The 16,724-nt window shown below is 66.2% G+C and carries 18 protein-coding genes; 2 read left to right on the top strand and 16 right to left on the bottom strand.

The window, feature by feature from the left end:
- Window positions 1-105 precede the first annotated feature (105 nt).
- The 15 genes from BZF61_RS04005 to BZF61_RS03935 form a co-directional block, all read right to left on the bottom strand.
- Window positions 106-627 (bottom strand): septal ring lytic transglycosylase RlpA family protein, encoded by a 522-nt coding sequence (locus tag BZF61_RS04005; RefSeq protein WP_086617355.1) that lies wholly within the window; start codon window positions 625-627, stop codon window positions 106-108.
- A gap of 965 nt (window positions 628-1,592) precedes the next feature.
- Window positions 1,593-2,813 (bottom strand): argininosuccinate synthase, encoded by a 1,221-nt coding sequence (locus BZF61_RS04000; RefSeq protein WP_086617354.1) that lies wholly within the window; start codon window positions 2,811-2,813, stop codon window positions 1,593-1,595.
- Window positions 2,814-2,885: 72 nt separating this feature from the next.
- A complete protein-coding gene (locus tag BZF61_RS03995; RefSeq protein WP_086617353.1) occupies window positions 2,886-4,112 on the bottom strand; it encodes an SAM-dependent methyltransferase in 1,227 nt (408 codons plus the stop codon).
- A gap of 131 nt (window positions 4,113-4,243) precedes the next feature.
- Window positions 4,244-4,993 (bottom strand): molybdopterin-dependent oxidoreductase, encoded by a 750-nt coding sequence (locus tag BZF61_RS03990; RefSeq protein WP_086617352.1) that lies wholly within the window; start codon window positions 4,991-4,993, stop codon window positions 4,244-4,246.
- Entirely contained in the window at window positions 4,986-5,702 is a 717-nt protein-coding gene (locus tag BZF61_RS03985; protein ID WP_086617351.1) for a cytochrome b/b6 domain-containing protein, read from the bottom strand. The genes BZF61_RS03990 and BZF61_RS03985 overlap by 8 nt, the downstream gene beginning before the upstream one ends.
- 5 nt (window positions 5,703-5,707) lie before the next feature.
- Window positions 5,708-6,484 (bottom strand): SDR family oxidoreductase, encoded by a 777-nt coding sequence (locus BZF61_RS03980; protein WP_086617350.1) that lies wholly within the window; start codon window positions 6,482-6,484, stop codon window positions 5,708-5,710.
- A gap of 170 nt (window positions 6,485-6,654) precedes the next feature.
- Window positions 6,655-7,095: a glycine zipper 2TM domain-containing protein gene (locus BZF61_RS03975; protein ID WP_086617349.1), complete on the bottom strand. Its 441-nt coding sequence runs from the start codon at window positions 7,093-7,095 to the stop codon at window positions 6,655-6,657.
- Window positions 7,096-7,230: 135 nt separating this feature from the next.
- The gene (locus BZF61_RS03970) at window positions 7,231-7,866 is read right to left on the bottom strand and encodes an MOSC domain-containing protein (protein WP_086617348.1); all 636 of its coding nucleotides are present in this window, start codon (window positions 7,864-7,866) and stop codon (window positions 7,231-7,233) included.
- A complete protein-coding gene (locus BZF61_RS03965) occupies window positions 7,863-8,459 on the bottom strand; it encodes a class I SAM-dependent methyltransferase (RefSeq protein ID WP_086617347.1) in 597 nt (198 codons plus the stop codon). The genes BZF61_RS03970 and BZF61_RS03965 overlap by 4 nt, the downstream gene beginning before the upstream one ends.
- 2 nt (window positions 8,460-8,461) lie before the next feature.
- Entirely contained in the window at window positions 8,462-9,169 is a 708-nt protein-coding gene (locus BZF61_RS03960; RefSeq protein WP_086617346.1) for a COG3904 family protein, read from the bottom strand.
- Window positions 9,169-9,708, bottom strand: coding sequence for a hypothetical protein (locus BZF61_RS03955; RefSeq protein WP_086617345.1), 540 nt, complete (start codon window positions 9,706-9,708; stop codon window positions 9,169-9,171). Before BZF61_RS03955 ends, BZF61_RS03960 begins: the two co-directional genes overlap by 1 nt.
- A 79-nt stretch (window positions 9,709-9,787) precedes the next feature.
- Complete coding sequence (rlmN, locus tag BZF61_RS03950) at window positions 9,788-11,047, bottom strand: dual-specificity RNA methyltransferase RlmN (protein ID WP_086617344.1); 1,260 nt, start codon at window positions 11,045-11,047, stop codon at window positions 9,788-9,790.
- A gap of 40 nt (window positions 11,048-11,087) precedes the next feature.
- Window positions 11,088-11,549 carry a hypothetical protein gene (locus tag BZF61_RS03945; RefSeq protein ID WP_086617343.1) on the bottom strand — a complete coding sequence of 154 codons (462 nt, stop codon included), beginning with the start codon at window positions 11,547-11,549 and terminating at the stop codon, window positions 11,088-11,090.
- Window positions 11,542-12,024, bottom strand: a complete 483-nt coding sequence (locus tag BZF61_RS03940; RefSeq protein ID WP_086617342.1) for a GreA/GreB family elongation factor — start codon at window positions 12,022-12,024, stop codon at window positions 11,542-11,544. The genes BZF61_RS03945 and BZF61_RS03940 overlap by 8 nt, the downstream gene beginning before the upstream one ends.
- 10 nt (window positions 12,025-12,034) lie before the next feature.
- Window positions 12,035-14,005 carry a lytic transglycosylase domain-containing protein gene (locus BZF61_RS03935; RefSeq protein WP_086617341.1) on the bottom strand — a complete coding sequence of 657 codons (1,971 nt, stop codon included), beginning with the start codon at window positions 14,003-14,005 and terminating at the stop codon, window positions 12,035-12,037.
- Between the two features lie 93 nt (window positions 14,006-14,098).
- On the opposite strand from BZF61_RS03935, the gene dapA reads away from it, so the two are divergent.
- Window positions 14,099-14,986, top strand: a complete 888-nt coding sequence (gene dapA / locus BZF61_RS03930) for a 4-hydroxy-tetrahydrodipicolinate synthase (protein ID WP_086617340.1) — start codon at window positions 14,099-14,101, stop codon at window positions 14,984-14,986.
- Here the strand turns inward: dapA and BZF61_RS03925 are convergent.
- Window positions 14,983-16,047 (bottom strand): succinylglutamate desuccinylase/aspartoacylase family protein, encoded by a 1,065-nt coding sequence (locus BZF61_RS03925; protein WP_086617339.1) that lies wholly within the window; start codon window positions 16,045-16,047, stop codon window positions 14,983-14,985. The two genes, dapA and BZF61_RS03925, sit on opposite strands and share 4 nt — an antisense overlap.
- 121 nt (window positions 16,048-16,168) lie before the next feature.
- On the opposite strand from BZF61_RS03925, the gene smpB reads away from it, so the two are divergent.
- The gene (gene smpB / locus BZF61_RS03920) at window positions 16,169-16,651 is read left to right on the top strand and encodes an SsrA-binding protein SmpB (protein ID WP_086617338.1); all 483 of its coding nucleotides are present in this window, start codon (window positions 16,169-16,171) and stop codon (window positions 16,649-16,651) included.
- Window positions 16,652-16,724: the final 73 nt, after the last annotated feature.

Raw genomic sequence — 16,724 nt, 5'->3', positions numbered from 1 at the left:
TAGCCACGCCGCCGCAGCGCGCAAGCCCTGACGCGTGGGCGGGGCAGTCCATTGCTTGTGCTGGCCCGGCTGCCCTATCATCAGGTGCCGGTGGTGGAGGCCGGATTAGCCTTCGATCAGCTCGAGTTCGACCGTTGCATGGCCGCGCGCGATCATGCCGAGTTCCTCGGCTGCAGCGCGGCTGACGTCGATCAGGCGGCCGCGACTGAAGGGGCCGCGATCATTGATGCGCACGATGACGCTCGCGCCGGTCGCCGGATTGGTGACCCGCACGAGGCTGCCGAAAGGAAGCGTGCGGTGAGCGGCGGTCATCGCGGTGTTATCGAAGGCCTCGCCGCTGGCGGTGCGGCGACCGTGGAACTTGCTGGCGTAATAGGAAGCGGAGCCGCGACCGAGGCTGGTTGCGCGGGGAAGCGCGGTGGGCGCCGAGGCGGTTTCCTCGGGCAGCGGGGCGGGCACACGCGGGACGACTTCGACCGACACCGCGCTCGCTTCGAGCGGCAGCGCGCCATCGGCCGGCGTGGCCGCGGTCGAAGCGGCCAGTGGCGCAAGGCCAATCGCCGCAGCGATCAGCCCGGCGCGCAGGCCACGGGCCTTGAAGGCTAAAGTGCGCTTTGCCGTTCGCATGGGCGCGGCATCTAGGTTGCAAAGCCTGCATTAGGCAAATCGCCGCAACGCTCTGTCTTAGGCTAAGGGCATCTCGGCGCTGAAACGACGGCGGTTTGCGGCAAAGCGCCAGCGATGACTATGCCGCGAGGAAGGAGTCGCACGCGGCGACTCGGACTCGCCGGCACCCGGCGGGAGACAGCCGTGACGAGAGGAAATGCAAATGGGGCCGGCATTGCTGCCGACCCCACTCTCACCAGCGCGTGGACACCCTTTGCTCGTGATGCGTCCGGCGAACCTTCTGCATCTTCCGCGCCAGGGCATGCTTGGCGCCCGATGTCTCGCCTCTTGCCGGGCGCGCCTTGCGGCCAACCCTGCTAGAGATTTGTCACCGGCGCTCGCGCCGGCATCCGGCTTTCGCTCCTGCCTCGCGGCGCCCTCTCGAAGCCCGAAGCCTTCGCTGTTCGCCGCATTGGGCAGGCGCTTGGCCGAGGCCAGGTTCCTGAACCGTTCCGGGCTTGCCGAGGCTGCGGACTCGCGTCCGTTCCCCTCACCCGTTCCGGCCGGATCCCCAGCCTGTCCGGCGACACCGCGTCGCTCCTGTCTCGGACGAGCCGACTTGCATTTAGCCGAGGCCTCCTGCATGCCTTCTCTCGACAGGCGCGTGGACAGATATCACCGCGTCCTTTGAGATCGAAACATTCGTAACTTCAATGCCTTCCGGCTTGGAGTTCCGTCTGCTCCGGATCCCGAAGACAGTGTGAAAGTGCGCCTCAACCGGCGTTCTGGCAACATCGCTTGGCGGTACTTTTCCACTCCTGGCCGATTGGCTTGTGGACACGAGTGGATAAGTCAACGCTTCGTCGCATTTGTCGCAAACCGGATGGGCCAGTGGGAACGAAACCGCCGCGGGATCGTCACATTAAGGCCGCGATCCGGCCGCAGCGAGCGCCGCGACTCGGTTTTCCTCGGCCGAAATGCGCCAATCAGGCGTCCCGGTTGCGGCGGGCAAGCAAGCGCAGGCGCAGACCATTGAGCCTGATGAAGCCCTCTGCGTCCTTCTGGTCATAGGCCCCGGCATCGTCCTCGAAAGTCACGTGGGCTTCGGAATAGAGCGAGTAAGGCGACTTGCGGCCGACGACGCTCGCCAACCCCTTGTAGAGCTTCAGGCGCACCGTGCCGGTCACCTTGTCCTGCGAATGGTCGATCGCAGCCTGTAGCATCTCGCGCTCGGGGCTGAACCAGAAGCCGTTGTAGATCAGCTCGGCATAGCGTGGCATCAGCTCGTCCTTGAGGTGCGCCGCGCCGCGATCGAGGGTGATCTGCTCGATCCCGCGATGCGCGCGTGCGTAGATCTCGCCGCCGGGGGTTTCGTACATCCCGCGGCTCTTCATGCCGACGAAGCGGTTCTCGACCAGATCGAGCCGGCCGATGCCGTGCTTGCGGCCCAGATCATTGAGCGCTGCGAGCAGCGTGGCCGGGCTCATCGCCTCGCCGTTCAAGGCCACGCCATCGCCCTTTTCGAAGTCAATGGTGATGTATTCCGGCACGTCAGGCGCGTCCTCGGGATTGACCGTGCGCGAATAGACGTAGTCGGGGGTCTCCTGCCACGGATCCTCCAGCACCTTGCCTTCCGACGAGGTGTGCAGCAGGTTCGCATCGGTCGAGAACGGGCTTTCGCCGCGCTTGTCCTTGGGCACCTGGATCTGGTGCGCCTCGGCCCAGGCGATCAGCGCGCTGCGGCTGGTGAGATCCCATTCGCGCCACGGGGCGATCACCTTGATGTCGGGATCGAGCGCATAGGCCGAAAGCTCGAAACGCACCTGATCATTGCCCTTGCCGGTCGCGCCGTGGGCGATGAAATCGGCGCCGGTCTGGTGCGCGATCTCGACGAGGCGCTTGGAGATCAGCGGCCGTGCAATCGAGGTGCCGAGCAGGTAGTCGCCTTCATAGCGGGCATTGGCGCGCATCATCGGGAAGACGAAATCGCGCACGAATTCCTCGCGCAGATCCTCGATGAAGATGTGATCGTCGGGGATGCCCATGGCGCGTGCCTTGGCGCGCGCGGGTTCGATTTCCTCGCCTTGCCCAAGATCGGCGGTGAAGGTGACGACCTCCAGACCGCGCTCGACGCTCAGCCACTTGGCGATGACGCTGGTATCGAGACCGCCCGAATAGGCGAGGACGACTTTCTGGGGCTGGGCCATGGCTCGGTTCCTGAAGGTGAGAAGGCGCGGGCGCGGTTGCAGTCAGCCCGCCGCTTGTCAAGCAGGTGCGCCTCAACTGCCGATCAGATAGTCGCGCGTGATCGGCAAGGCATGGCGGCTGCGGATATACTGGATTTGGTAATTGCACATGCCCCCATGCTCGAACACCGTCGCCGCGCCGGCAAGATAGAAGGTCCACATCCTGAAGAAGCGCTCGTCGTGCAGGGCGATGATCGCTTCGCGGTTGGCGACGCAGTTGGCATACCAACAGCGGATCGTCTTGGCGTAATGCAGGCGCAGCGTCTCGATATCCGCGGCGATCAGGCGGAATTTCTCGCTCGCGGCCAGCGTCTCGGAAAGGGCCGGGATGTAACCGCCGGGGAAGATATATTTGCGGGTGAAGGCATCGGTGGTGCCGGGCCGGCCCATGCGCCCGATGGTGTGCAGCAGCATCACCCCGTCATCGGCGAGCATCCGCGCAGCGGCCTCGAAGAAGGTCTCGAACTGGGCGCGGCCGACATGCTCGAACATCCCGACCGAGACGATCCGATCGAAGCGGCGGCCTGAGGCAGCAGTGTCGCGGTAGTCCTCGATCAGGATGGTGACCTTGTCGGCCACCCCGGCCGCGGCGACCCGCTCGCGGGCGAGCGCAGCCTGTTCTTCCGAAAGGGTGATTCCGGTGACCCGCGCGTGGTGATGCTTGGCCAAATGGATCGCCATCCCGCCCCAGCCGCAACCGATGTCGAGTACCTCCTGACCGGGCGCGAGCGCCAGCTTCCTGGCGATATGCGCCAGTTTGGCCGCCTGCGCTTCGGCCAGCGTGGTGACGCCGTTACCCCAATAGGCGCAGGAATATTGCCAGTGCTCTTGATCCAGCATCAGCGCGTAAAGATCGTTGCCGATGTCATAATGATGCGCGACGTTGTGCTTGGCGAGGACGCGGTTGTTGATCTGCTCGATGGCGAAACCCGCGCGGCCCAGCAACCGCTTCAGCACGCTTGGCCGGCCGAGATTGCCGCCCTTGTCCCATGGCGCATTGGCGCGCAGCAGGCTGACGAGACCCATCACGTCGCCTTCCTCGATCAGCAGGCGGCCGTCCATGATGGCCTCTGCCGCGCCGAGTCGCGGATCGAGCAGGATGTCGCGCGGCACGTGCTTGTCGGTCAGCCGCAGGACGATCTCGGGAAACCCGGGGGCAGGGGTGCCGAAAGTGCTGGCGCTGCCGTCGGCATAGACCACGCCCAGCCGCCCCTGCCGGACAGCCCGCGAAAGAAAGCGATCGAGAAGGGCTTTGCTCATCGTTTACCAATCATGCTTTTGATCCGGCAGGTTAGCCGATTCGTAGGGTCTGGCAAGGCGAAGCTCTCGCCCGGCCTGACAGGCGGAGATGATCCGCCCTGGCCGGGAGCAATGCGCCGGTACGATCCGGACTAGATCCCGGCATACCACTGGTAGCCGGCATGATCTTCCCAGAACCCGCCCTTGCCCTTGCCGATGCCATCGAGGCTGGCAACCGCCTCGATGGCGGTGAGATATTTGGCGTGCTTGTAGCCCAGCTGCCGTTCGATCCGGGCGCGCAAAGGCGCCCCGTTCTTCTCGGGCAGAGGTGCGCCATTGAGAGCATGGGCGATGATCGTCTGCGGATGATAGGCCTCGACCATGTCGATGCTCTCGTAATAGGCGGAGCCGTAGAGCGTATCGGCACAGCGCAAGACGATGAAATTCGCCTCCTCGCGCACCCTGGCCGCGTCGAGCAGCACCGCGAGCTGCGGCCCGGTCCATTCGCCGATCGCGCTCCAGCCCTCGACACAATCGTGCCGGGTGATCTGGGTGCGCTGGGGCAAGGCACGGATTTCGGCGAGGGTGAGGCTCAGCGGGCGTTCCACCAGTCCGCGCACGGTCAGCCGCCAGTCGGGAAAGCCCTTGGCCAGTTGATCTTTGTAGAACGGGGTCTCGACCGTGACCGAGCCATTGCCCCTGAAGCTGGGCGAGCGGTCTTCGGGGGCGTATTCCGGAGCCAGCCCCTGTCGTCCCGCCAGCGCGCGGTGGAGCGCGCGATGCCCCCCTTGCGCGGCCTCGAACAGGCTTTGCCCGGTGTCGCTTTCGGCGATCTTCGAACAGGCCCCGGCCCCCAGAGCGGCGATTGCGGCAAGCAGAGAACGGCGGGGGATCTCAACCATGCTCCCGCGCTCCTTCGGCTGGCAGGGCGGTTGCGATCGCGGGGGATGCTTGCGCCGCGCGCCGTCCGCCGGTGATCATTTCGAGGATGAGCCGCCAGTTGGCCAGCGCCAGCACGAGGTGGATCACGAAGAAGCCGAAAATGCCCCAGGCGGCAAGGAAATGCAGCGAGCGGGCGCTCTGCCGGCCGCCGAGCAACTCGAGCAGCCATGGCGCGGCGGCCTGAAAACCCGGACTGATCGCAAGGCCGGTGAACAGCATCAGCGGCAGCAGCCCGCCCAGCACCATGCCGTAAAGGATCTTCTGCACCGAATTGTAGCCATGCGCGGCATCCGCTCCCCCCGCCGAATGGGCGCGCAGCGAGGCGATCACGCCTGCCGGAGTCCAGTCGGAGGGCCGGGTGGCGAGATCGCGGCGGAAATGGCCGTTGGCCAGCATGGCGATCCAGATGAACGCCAGCCCCACGCCGAAAGGCCATGCCGCAAGGATGTGCCAGTCGCGCGCTAAGGCAAGGTTGTAGTGCTGCGGCAGGGTTGCCCAGCCGGGGAAGCGGATCACGCTCAGCCATGCTTCCTTGGGGTCGAAACCATAGTCACCCCAGTAAAGATGGCGGTGGGCATTGGAAATGTTCAGTCCCGACATGAACAGCACGATGATCGCCGCCGCATTGATCCAGTGCCACAGGCGCGTGGAGAGGGCGTGCTTTGCCATGCGCGTCAGGCGGCCCGTTCGGCCGCGGCAAGCTCGCGCGCCAGCCAGATCACGTCGCGCGGCTGATCGAGCAGGTGCTGGCCGCTGTCGATGAACAGGGTCTGCCCGCTCGCCAGAACGCCGCTCGCCAAGAACAGCGCGGCATCGGCGATCTCGTCCGCACCGGTCTTGCGGCAAAGCAGGTTCATGCGGTGCGAGAGTTCGGTTTCCTCCTCGCTCTGATCGTGGCTGGCAAGGATTGCGCCGGGGGCGATGCCGTAGATGCGGTCTTGCGCTTGGCGCGCGCCCTTGGCCAGCATCCCGATGCTTGCGGCGAGCGCGTGCTTGGACATGGTGTAGCTGAAGAAATCGGGGTTGGTGTTGGCGATCTTCATGTCGGTAATCTGGATCACCGTGCGCGTCGCCGCGCTCGTCGCATGGGCAAGGTAGGTCTGGCTGATCCGGGCCGGGGCGAGCGCGTTGACCTGCATTGCTTGCCTGAACGTGGCCGGATCGAGCGCTATTGCCGCGTCGTATTGAAAGACCGAGGCCGAATTCACCAAGCAGCGCCAGTCGGCCAGGCGGTTGGCCAGCGCGAGGATGGCGGCCACCGCCGCGTCATCATCCGCCAGATCGAAGCCGACCGTCTCGGCAGACGGGATCGCGGAGGCAAGCGCCTCGGCCTGCGCCGCGGAGGACTTGTAATGGATCACCACGTGCCAGCCGGCCGCGGCAAAGGCGCGGGTGATCGCACCGCCGATTCGGGTCGCCCCGCCGGTCACGAGAACGGCGGGGCGGGTCATGCGGTGAACGGTATCCGGTCGTGCATGACAAAGGGGTTACCAGCCGCAGCCATGCGCGTCAATCGGGGATAGCGCTGGAAGCGAGGCCGCACACAGGCTCGGGCAAGCCAAAGCGAAAACGCCGCCGGCAGCGTGGCCGGCGACATTTGCGGGCATTTCAATGCCGCGGATCAGCGGCAGCGGACACTGCCGCGGTCGATCTCGCGGCCGAGCAGACCCCCACCGACCGCACCGAGCACTGTGCCCAGCGCGCGATCACCGCGGCGGTCGATCTCGCGGCCGAGCAGCGCGCCGACCCCTGCGCCCACCAGCAGGCCCACGGTTCCGTCGTCCCTGCGGCAGCGCCAGCGGCCATCGCGGCCCTGCCAATAGCGGTCGCGGCCACGGAAGTGGCGGTCATCGTACCAATCGCGCTCGCGCTCACGCCAGCGACGGCGGTCACGCCGGTCGCGCCAATCGTCGTGGTAGGCCGCAGCCGAGGTGAAGGGCGCGGCGCTCTCGTGAAAGCCCGCGAAGACGGACGAAGGCGCGGCGGGCAACTCGGCGGCCTGGGCGGGGGCTGCAATAGCCGCCAGCGACCCGGCGGCAGCGATCAGGGCAAGATGTTTCATGGCTCGTTTCCTTGTGGCGGCTCCCGATGGAGCACGAGTCTTTTCGTTCATCTATCGCGAACGCTGCATGAACGAAGTCGACAGGAAACTGTTAAGGTTGGCCGTTTTTCTCTCGGCGGGACAGGCCGTTGCCTTTCAGAGGCGAGCCGAAGCTCTTGCGCGCAGTTTTGGGGAAAGCGTGGCAAGAGCGGCTAGCTCGACCAATTCCCGGTGGGTCGCTTTTCCGGCGACCAAAGCCCGGAATACGCGCGCAACGCTCCAGTCTTCGGCCCCGGTAGCGATCTTCTCGAGCGAATCGCCCGCCTGCACCGTGCCGGTCTCGATCACCCGGAAGTACCAGCCGCACCGCCCGCTTGCGATGATCCTTTCGATCATGCCTGTGTGGCCGAAGCGATGCTCGATCTTCCAGCACGGCTGGCGCGGCCGACTGACCTCGATCAGCGCGGTTCCGAGCCGGAAACGGTCGCCGATATGGACCATTTCCTCGGTCAATCCGCTGACCGCAAGGTTCGAGCCGAAGCCGCCGGGTTCGTCCAGCGCCGGGTGGTCGCCAATCTCGCGGCGCCACCAGGCATGATGATCGAGCGGGTAGAGGTGCAGCGCCATTTCCGGCCCGCCATGCACGCGGCGGTCGGCCTGCTCGTCGGACGCAAGACCCTCGGCCAGCACCTGCACCGCGCCCGCGCGCGGACGCTTGGCGATGGCGCTCGGCTCGGCGCCCCTGAACGGGCGGGCGGTGCCGGTGCAGACGGCGGTGACGATGTGCTTCACGCTTTCCTCACGGTGAGATCGATCCAGTCGCGCTCGGTGCCATCGCTGCCCTTGCTGGGATAGGTCGCCAGTCTCGCAATGGTGAATCCCGCCGCCTCGTAGGCGGCGACAAGCCATTCGGCCGAAGGGAAATTGTGCCATCGCCCGAGCAAATCGCGGCCCTCCGCCTCGCCCAGCTTGAAGCTGGCGAAATGCCATCCGCCGGGCATCAGCGCGCGGTGGATGCGCGCGAGGACATCGGGCATGGCCGCGCGCGGGCAGTGGAGCAGGCTGGCATGGGCCCAGACGCCGACATATGCGGCCTCGGCATCCAGCTCGTGGAACGCCATCACCCGCGCCCCCAGCGCGAAGGCCTGGTTGGCGCGCGCGACGAGGGCAGGGACGGCATCGGTCGCATCGACGACAAAGCCGCGGGCGCGCATTTCGGCCGCATCGCGCCCGCCGCCGCAGCCCAGTTCCAGCACCGCCGCGCCGGGCGGCAAGCGATCGAGAAAGGCATCGAGCTGGTGGCTGTGCCGCTCGCCCGAATGGAACACCCAATGCGGCGCGCGTTGCTGATAGAAGGCGAGCGTCTGCGGATCGATGCTGACCATTTTCAGCGCACCGGCTTCTCGACCGGCATGACGTTGTATTCGCGCACTTCGGCCTGGCTCAGGCAATAGCGGGTGGAAGGATTGCCCTCGCTCTTGACCGCCTGCTGCTTGTACATGATGTCGGTCAGCAGCTTGCGGCTGATCCCCATGCGGATCAGAAAATCATTGTCCTCGCTCGCGAGCAGCGCCGAGGACTGCTCGATGCTGCCGATCAGTTCGGCCGTGGCCTTGCTGCCTTCGCTCACCACCTCGTCGATCAAGGCGCGGTCGTTGGTGTGGGTGAACATGTGCACCATGAACACCCCGCCCTCCTCCACCACCCGGCGGTCGCCGCCCATGAACACGAAGTTGCAGGCCGAAAAGCACGCCCAGCCGGCAGGGATGCGGGTGAGCATTCCGCGATAGGAGCGGATGATTCGGCCCGCCTCGTTGCCGGCCCGGGCATTCCCCCCGCGCGATCGCAGCCAGATCTCCTCGATCCGATCATCCGCCTCGATGGCAGCCTTGAGCCGGGCGGGGAGGGTGGCATCGATATTGCCCTCGGCCAGCAACACGCGCTTGCCGTGCTTGTCGGCCGGGGTCAGTCTCATCGCACTGGCAGGGCCGAAATCGGGCTCGGCCGGACAGGTCGGGTTTTCGGGGTCCATCCTCGTTGCCCCGCTTAGCAGGGCGAGCGCGGCCAGCACCGCGATTGAGCGCACCGCGCGCATCACGCGATGATGGAATAACGCGCCGAACCCGGCGCACGGCACATGCGCTTCTCGGCGCGGGTTTCCTCGCCCTCGATGATGATGACATCGGTGACGGTGATGCAGTCGAGATCGCCGCGCGCGGCATCGCGCGAGGTGACAGTCGAGGTGCCGCTGACATTCTCGCGCGTGCGCGAAGTCCAGGCCGCGCTTGCGCCGACTGCGGGGACGGCGCCCTCGCCATCGGTGCGGGTGGCCTCCAGCGTGGCTTCGGCCGCCTGCCTCTGCTCTTCGGGATCGAGGCGGCAGGCAATGCTCTCGGTCAGCTGGTCGGAAAACTCGGGAACCGGCACCCACGAGGATATCCCCGCCCGGCGCGCCAATTCGCCAACCGCGCCGCCGAGCAATCCACCCAGCGCGCCGCGCCCGCGATCCCCCTTCTTGCCCTTGCCGCAATTGTCGGCCTTTTCCGCGCCGCGCCGGGTGCTGTCGAACAGGCCGCCAAGCTGTGCCTGCGCCGGAAGCGAGAGGGTTGCGAAGGCAAGCGCACCGGTGATCATGGCTGCCCTGGACACCGAAAAGGCCACGCTCTTCCTCCGATTGCAGGTGGAGGCAGGTTACGCCCGGCGCGCAAATGCGTCAATCGAGCGCCGCAGCCGCTGCCGCTGCCTCGCGGTCGCGCTGGGCACGCGACTTCCTTTCGGCGGCCGTTTTCAGTTGGCCGCAGGCAGCGTCGATATCACGCCCGCGCGGGGTGCGAACCGGGGCGGAAAAGCCGCCTTCGAACACGATTTCCGAAAAGCGGCGGATACGTTCGGGTGTCGAGGTCTCGTAGGCTGTGCCTGGCCAGGGGTTGAAGGGGATGAGGTTGACCTTGGCCGGCAGCTTGTATGCCCTGAGCAGGCGGACCAGCTCGCGCGCGTCGTCGTCGCTGTCGTTCTTGTCCTTGATCATCACATATTCGAAGGTGATGCGCCGGGCGTTGCTTGCACCGGGATATTCGGCACAGGCCTCAAGCAGCTGCTCGATGCCATACTTCTTGTTGAGCGGGACAAGCTCGTCGCGCACCTCCTTGCGCACGCCATGGAGCGATACCGCAAGGTTGACCCCGATCTCCTCGCCGCAACGCTGCATCATCGGGATAACGCCGCTGGTGGAAAGCGTGATGCGGCGCTTGGAGAGGGCGAGACCATCGCCGTCCATCACCAGCTTCAGCGCATCGCGCACGTGTTCGAAGTTATAAAGCGGCTCGCCCATGCCCATCATCACGATGTTGGTGAGCAGGCGGCCATCGGCGGTGTAGTGGCCCGCCTCGTCATCCTCGTCGATCAGGTCGGCGTCACTCGCCATGCTGCCGCGCGGCCATTCGCCCAGCGCATCGCGCGCGAGCATCACCTGACCGACAATCTCGCCGGGTGTTAGGTTGCGGACCAGTTTCATCGTGCCGGTGTGGCAGAAGGAACAGGTGAGGGTGCAGCCGACCTGCGAGGATACGCACAGCGTGCCGCGCGTCTCGTCAGGAATGAAGACCATCTCGAAATCGTGCCCGTCGGCGGTGCGCAGCAGCCACTTGCGGGTGCCGTCGACCGAGTGCTGGGCCTCAACCACCTCCGGTCGCCCGATCACGAAACGCTCCGCCAGCCACGGGCGCATCGGCTTGGCGATGTCGGTCATCGCCGCGAAATCGGTCAGGCCGCGATGGTAGATCCAGTGGAACACCTGCTTGGCGCGCAGCTTGGCGGCTCTCGTCTCGAGCCCGGCTTGCTCGAACAGCTCACGGATGCGCTGGCGCGGCAGGCCGACGAGGTCGATGCGGCCATCCGCGCGCGGCGTGATCTCGCGCGCAGTGGGAACCGGGTCGACGAGGCCCGGAATGGTCATGAGTGCGGTATCGGCCATGGGTGGGGGGCGTATAGTCGCGCTTTGGACATTTGACCAGTCAGCTGCGCCGGGCGCACCCCACCAGGGCCGCATCGATGGCGGTTGCGGCTCCGGCTAGGGTGTAGCGGTCGGTGAAGCCGCCGCCCGATACGCTCATGCGGGCGGCCGAGCGGATCGCGGCGATGATTGCGGCATCTTCCCGCGCGTCGGCGGCCCAGGCGTTGCGGCCCTTGGTGACGAGGGTGAAGCGCCTGTCGCCTACCGCGAGGCGGACGGCGGCCTTGGCCGGAACCTCGCGGCTGAGGACGATATGCACCGCCCCGCGCACGCCCTTGCCGGGCCAGGTGGAAACCGTGGCATAGGCTGGCGCACGCAGCTTCCCCTGCGCCTTGGCGATCGCATAGCAGCGTGCGGGCGAAGCATCCTTGAACGCCGCCCAATTATCATAGACGCCAAGGCTCTCGCGCGCGGCGAGCGGCGCGGCAGCGAGCAGCAGGGCGAGGGGGAGAAACCTAGTCATAGTCGATCGCCATGACTTCCCACGCGCGCGAGCCTGAGGGAAGGCTCACAATTCTGACATCGCCCACGCTCGCACCGCGCAGCGCGCGCGCCAAGGGGGCGCTCCAGCCGATGCGTCCTTTGGCGGCATCCTGTTCATCGTCGCCGACCAACTGGATGGTCTGGCGATTGTCATTCTCGTCGGCGATGGTCACCCGCGCACCGAAGAACACGCGGCTGCGGTCCACCTGAGTGGCCGGATCGATCACGCGCAGCACCTTCATGCGGCGCGCAAGATGGGCCAGTTCGCGGTCAATTTCGCGCATCTTCTTGCGGCCATAAAGGTAGTCGCCGTTCTCCGAACGGTCGCCATTGCCGGCCGCCCAGCTGACGATCTCGACGATCGCCGGGCGTTCGGTCGACAGCAGGTGATCATAGCGCGCCTTGAGCGCAGCATAGCCCGCAGGCGTGATCGGCGGACCGGACTTGGTCGTCATGGCTGGGAAATCACCGCAGGAAGGTGTTGATCGGGCGCGGTAATCCGGCTTGCTGAGGATAGAGGTGGGAATAGGTCACGGCGTTGCCGATTACCCGCATGATGTAATAGCGCGTCTCGAAATTGGACGGGATCTTCTCGACCCAGGTCACCCAGTCGATTTCGCCCTTGCGCGGATCGCCGTTCAGCCGCAACCACTCGTTCACGCGGCCAGGCCCGGCGTTGTAGGCGCCCACGGCGAGGGGATAGGCGCCGCCGTAGTAGTTCATCATGCGCGCGAAATAGGCATCGCCCAGCCGAATGTTGTAGCTTGGCGAACCCGTGAGATCTGCCGAGAGATACTGCATCCCGAGCTTGCCGGCCTGCTCGCGCGCGGTGCCCGGCATCAGCTGCATCACGCCGCGCGCGCCGGCGTGGCTGACGCGGGTGCGATCGAACTCGCTTTCCTGCCGGCTGATCGCATGCACCATCGTCCAGTCGTTGACCACCGGCGTGGCGATCGTCGGAAAACCGATCCGCTCGAAGCGGGTAAGCCCGTGCTCGCCCGCCTTCATCCCGATCACCACCGCCATCTCGTCGAGCCCGGTTTCGGCAGCGAGCTGGGCGGCCATGGTAAGCTCCTGCGGTGTGTCGGCCTGATCGCCCAGCGCCTCGAAGAAGCGTCGCTCGGTGCGCCAGTCGCGCCGTTCGCGCGCGATGGCGCGGATCGCCTGCACCAGCGCGCTGCCCTCGAAGGCGGCGCGCTCAGCGGCGCTGATGGAGACCTCGGGCAGCGGCTCGAAGGCTGGCATGTCACGCCCCAGCGCAGCAATCGCCAGCTGACCGTAATAGTAGTGCGGATAGGCCGCTGCGCTCTCGAAATAGGCTCGCGCGGCCGCTTCGTTCCCGGCCTGCCGCATCGCGCGACCGGCCCAGTAATAGCCCTTGGCCTTGGTCAGCGGGGTCCGCGCGGCATCGCCATAACGCTGGAACAGCGGAGCGGCCAGAGCGCCGTCGCGCAGTCGCCACAGCGCGTTGGTGCCGCCGATCCACATCAGATCGGTGTAACGGTCGCGCAGGGCGAAACTGCCCTGGGAGATATCGCTGCCCGGCGCGAACAGGTCATCGACCCGGCTGGCGATCTGCACCGCATCGCGGGCACTGCCTGCCTTGGCGAGGGCCAGCATATCGCCGATGAATTCTTCGGGGTCGAGCGCCGGACGATCGAACCGGGGGCCGGTGGTCAGCACCCTGATCGCCTCGCCGGACTGGCCGGTGGCGCGCAGGTAATTGACGAGATTGAACACGAAGCCTGGATCGGACATCGCGCTGGCCGGCGGGGTGATCCCGGCGGCGGTCGGGTGGCTGCCGCGCAGCAGCGCGAGGCGGGCCAGAGCAAGCGGGCGATCAGCCTCGGCCAGATTGATCAGCTGGCGCGAGGCGGCGTCGGCCTGCTCCTGCCACAGCAGCGCATCGATCCGCGCGGCGTGATCGGCGGGCGTGAACCGAGCGCGGTAAAGCTCCGAGAGATAAAGCTCGACCGCATCTTCCATCGACCCGCCGCGCCAGGCCTTGCGGGCTTGCTCGAAGGCCTCGGGCCGCTGCGCCGCAGCCAGCGCGAGCGCATAGCGCGCCCGTGCCGGATTGGTCAGCGGCGGCTGGCTGTCGAAATAGGCGAGCACTTCGGTCTGCGAAGGCGCATCGCGCTCAAGCGCCTTCTCCGCCCGCAGGCGCAGGATGTCCGTGCGCGGGAAATCGGGATAGGCGAGCACGAAGCTGGCATAGTCGACAAAGCGCATCTCGCGGCTTGCCTGCAAGGTTTCCCAGCGCGCCAGCGCGGCGCCCATTGCGCCCGGCTGGCGAGCGACAAGATTGCCCGTATCGGCCCCCTGTCCCCAGCTCTGCGCGGCCAAGGTCCCGGCGCTTGCCGCCAACGCCAGCATCGCCGCGGTCAGCGCGAAACGGCGGGTCTTTGGCAACAGCGTGTCGACCATGCTGGACATTGTGCCGATCGGCTCCTTAGTAGGCGCTGAACAAGCAAGCGGGGCAAGCGCCTTTCCCGCAGGCAGCTTAACGATGAAGGCAGGACGAAAGCAATGTTCAGCGGTTCGATACCCGCTCTGGTGACTCCTTTTCGCGGCGGGACGTTTGACGAGGCGGCCTTTCGGCGCCTGGTCGATTGGCAAATCGAAAACGGCAGTGCTGCGCTGGTGCCCTGCGGCACGACCGGCGAGGCCTCGACGCTCTCCAATGCCGAACATCATCGTGTGATCGAGGTGTGCATCGAGCAGGCGGCAGGGCGCGTGCCGGTGATTGCGGGCTGCGGCTCGAACGACACGCGCAATGCGCTTCTCCACATGAATTTCTCGCGCAAGGCAGGGGCGGCGGCGGGCCTGTGCGTTGCGCCCTATTACAACCGCCCGAGCCAGCGCGGGCTGATCGCCCATTTCAGCTTTCTGGCCGAGAATAGCGACCTGCCCATCGTGCTATACAATGTCCCCAGCCGCACCGTGACCGATCTGGAAGACGAGACGGTGGTGGCGCTGGTCAACAAGTATCCCGACCGGATCATCGCCATCAAGGATGCTTCGGGAGACCTGTCGCGCGTGGCCGATCACCGCATGGGTATCGGGCGTGAATTCTGCCAGCTTTCGGGCAATGACGAGCTGTGGTTGCCACACGCTGCGGCCGGCGGGCGCGGGTGCATCTCGGTGACGGCGAATGTCGCCCCCAAGCTGTGCGCCGAATTCCACGAGGCGATCGCGGCGAACGATCTGGAGAAGGCGCGCCAGCTGAACGACCGGCTGTTCCCACTGCACTACGCGATGTTCTCCGACGCTTCGCCCGCACCGGTGAAGTATGCCTTGAGCCGCGTTCACGACTGGATCGAGCCGGAAGTGCGCCTGCCGCTGGTCGAATGTTCGCCCGAAGCGAAGAAAGCGGTGGACGAGGCGCTGGTGCTGGCAGGGGTGCTGCCGGCCTAGACCACCTCGTCTTCGTCGAGCAGGCGTTCGGCCGGGCCTTCGGGTTCGCTTGCCAGAATCGCATCAGTGATGCTGTCGATCCGCGCACCGACCCGTTCGGGGTTGGCAATCGCGGCGATGTGGAAAAGCGCGTCGCCCTGGTGCACCACCGGCAGGGTGGCATGGCCGATGATGATTCCGTCGATCGGGCTGACCAGATCGAGCGGATCCTCGCCGAACAGGCCGGCCACGCGGGCGAGCAGATCGCCCTTGCGCACCGGATCCCCGCTCTTGCGCACGCGGTGGGTCAGGCCCCCGCGGGGTGCCCTTACCCACAAGGATTTGTTCGCGCGCGCGGGAATGCCGACTTCGGTCAGGCCATCATCGGCCTCGATCATCCCGAGATGCGCGAGCACGCGGCTCACGCCTGCCACCCCGGTCTCGATCGACAGCCGGTCGAACCGCAGCGCTTCACCCCCCTCCATCAGCAGCATGTCGATCCCGTTCTTCTGGGCGAGATCGCGCAAGCTGCCGTCGCGCAGCGGGCTTTCGATGATCACCGGCGCGCCGAAGGCCATCGCCAGCTCGACTAGCCGCTTGTTGCCTGATGCGATGCGGATTTGCGGCAGGTTGTAACGATGGAGCGCGGCAGAGTGGATGTCGATGCCAAGCGTGCAGCGCTCCACCACTTCGCGGTAGAAGACATGCGCCAGCTGGCCCGCGAGCGAGCCGCCCGCGCTGCCCGGGAAAGACCGATTGAGATCGCGCCGGTCGGGCAGGTAGCGCGAGTGGTTCATGAAGCCGAAGATATTGGCCACCGGCACCAGCAGCAGCGTGCCGGCGAGCGCGATCGGATCGATGCTCTGCGCGAGCCGCTGAACCACTGCAGTGCCGACAATCTCGTCGCCGTGGATCGCGGCGCTGACGAAGACCGCGGGGCCCGGCTTCGCGCCATGCAGCACCCGCACCGTCAGCGAGGAGGCGGTGCCGGTCGCCATGGTGGTGATGGTGAAGGCAACGTCGCGCATCGTGCCGGGTGCCAGCAGCTCGCCTGCGATGGTGAATGGTTCGGCCTGCTGCATGCGCCCGCTTTCCCTGATGCCCCACGCCCAACCCTAGGCCGGGCGCAGGCAAAGCGCAAAGAAGGCGGGCCGTTTTCCCCCCTCGCTTTTTCGTCCCCGCGGGCCTACATCGCGCCGCCTTATGGCACGCCCCAAACCCGTAACCTTCGACAAGCTGAAAATCGTCGCCGAGAACCGCCGTGCGCGGTTCGATTACACGATCGAGGACACCTTCGAGGCTGGCCTTGTCTTGCAGGGCACCGAGGTGAAGGCGCTGCGTGCAGGCGAGGCGAGCATCGCCGAAAGCTATGCCGAGGTGAAGGACGGGCAGGTATGGCTGATCAATGCCAATATCCCCGAATACAGCCACGGCAACCGGCTCAACCATGAACCGCGCCGCCCGCGCAAGCTGCTGCTGCACGAACGCGAGATCAACAAGCTGCTCGGCGCGGTCGAACGCAAGGGCATGACGCTGGTGCCGCTGTCGATCTACTTCAACCGTACGGGGCGCGCCAAAGTCGAACTCGCGCTTGCCAAGGGCAAGCAGACCCATGACAAGCGTGCCAGCATCAAGGAACGCGACTGGAAGCGCGACAAGGCGCGGTTGATGCGCGAAAGGGGATAGGGGAGCGCAAAAGACCCGGATTGCGACCGATTCACCTACTGGTCAGAAACCGGATGCTACCCATATGAAACGC

Origin of the sequence: Erythrobacter tepidarius (genome assembly GCF_002155695.1) — a bacterium.
In the GTDB taxonomy this organism is placed as follows: Bacteria; Pseudomonadota; Alphaproteobacteria; order Sphingomonadales; family Sphingomonadaceae; genus Erythrobacter; species Erythrobacter tepidarius.
Note: the sequence above shows the minus strand (reverse complement) of the source record. Positions and strands in the feature narration are given on the sequence as shown.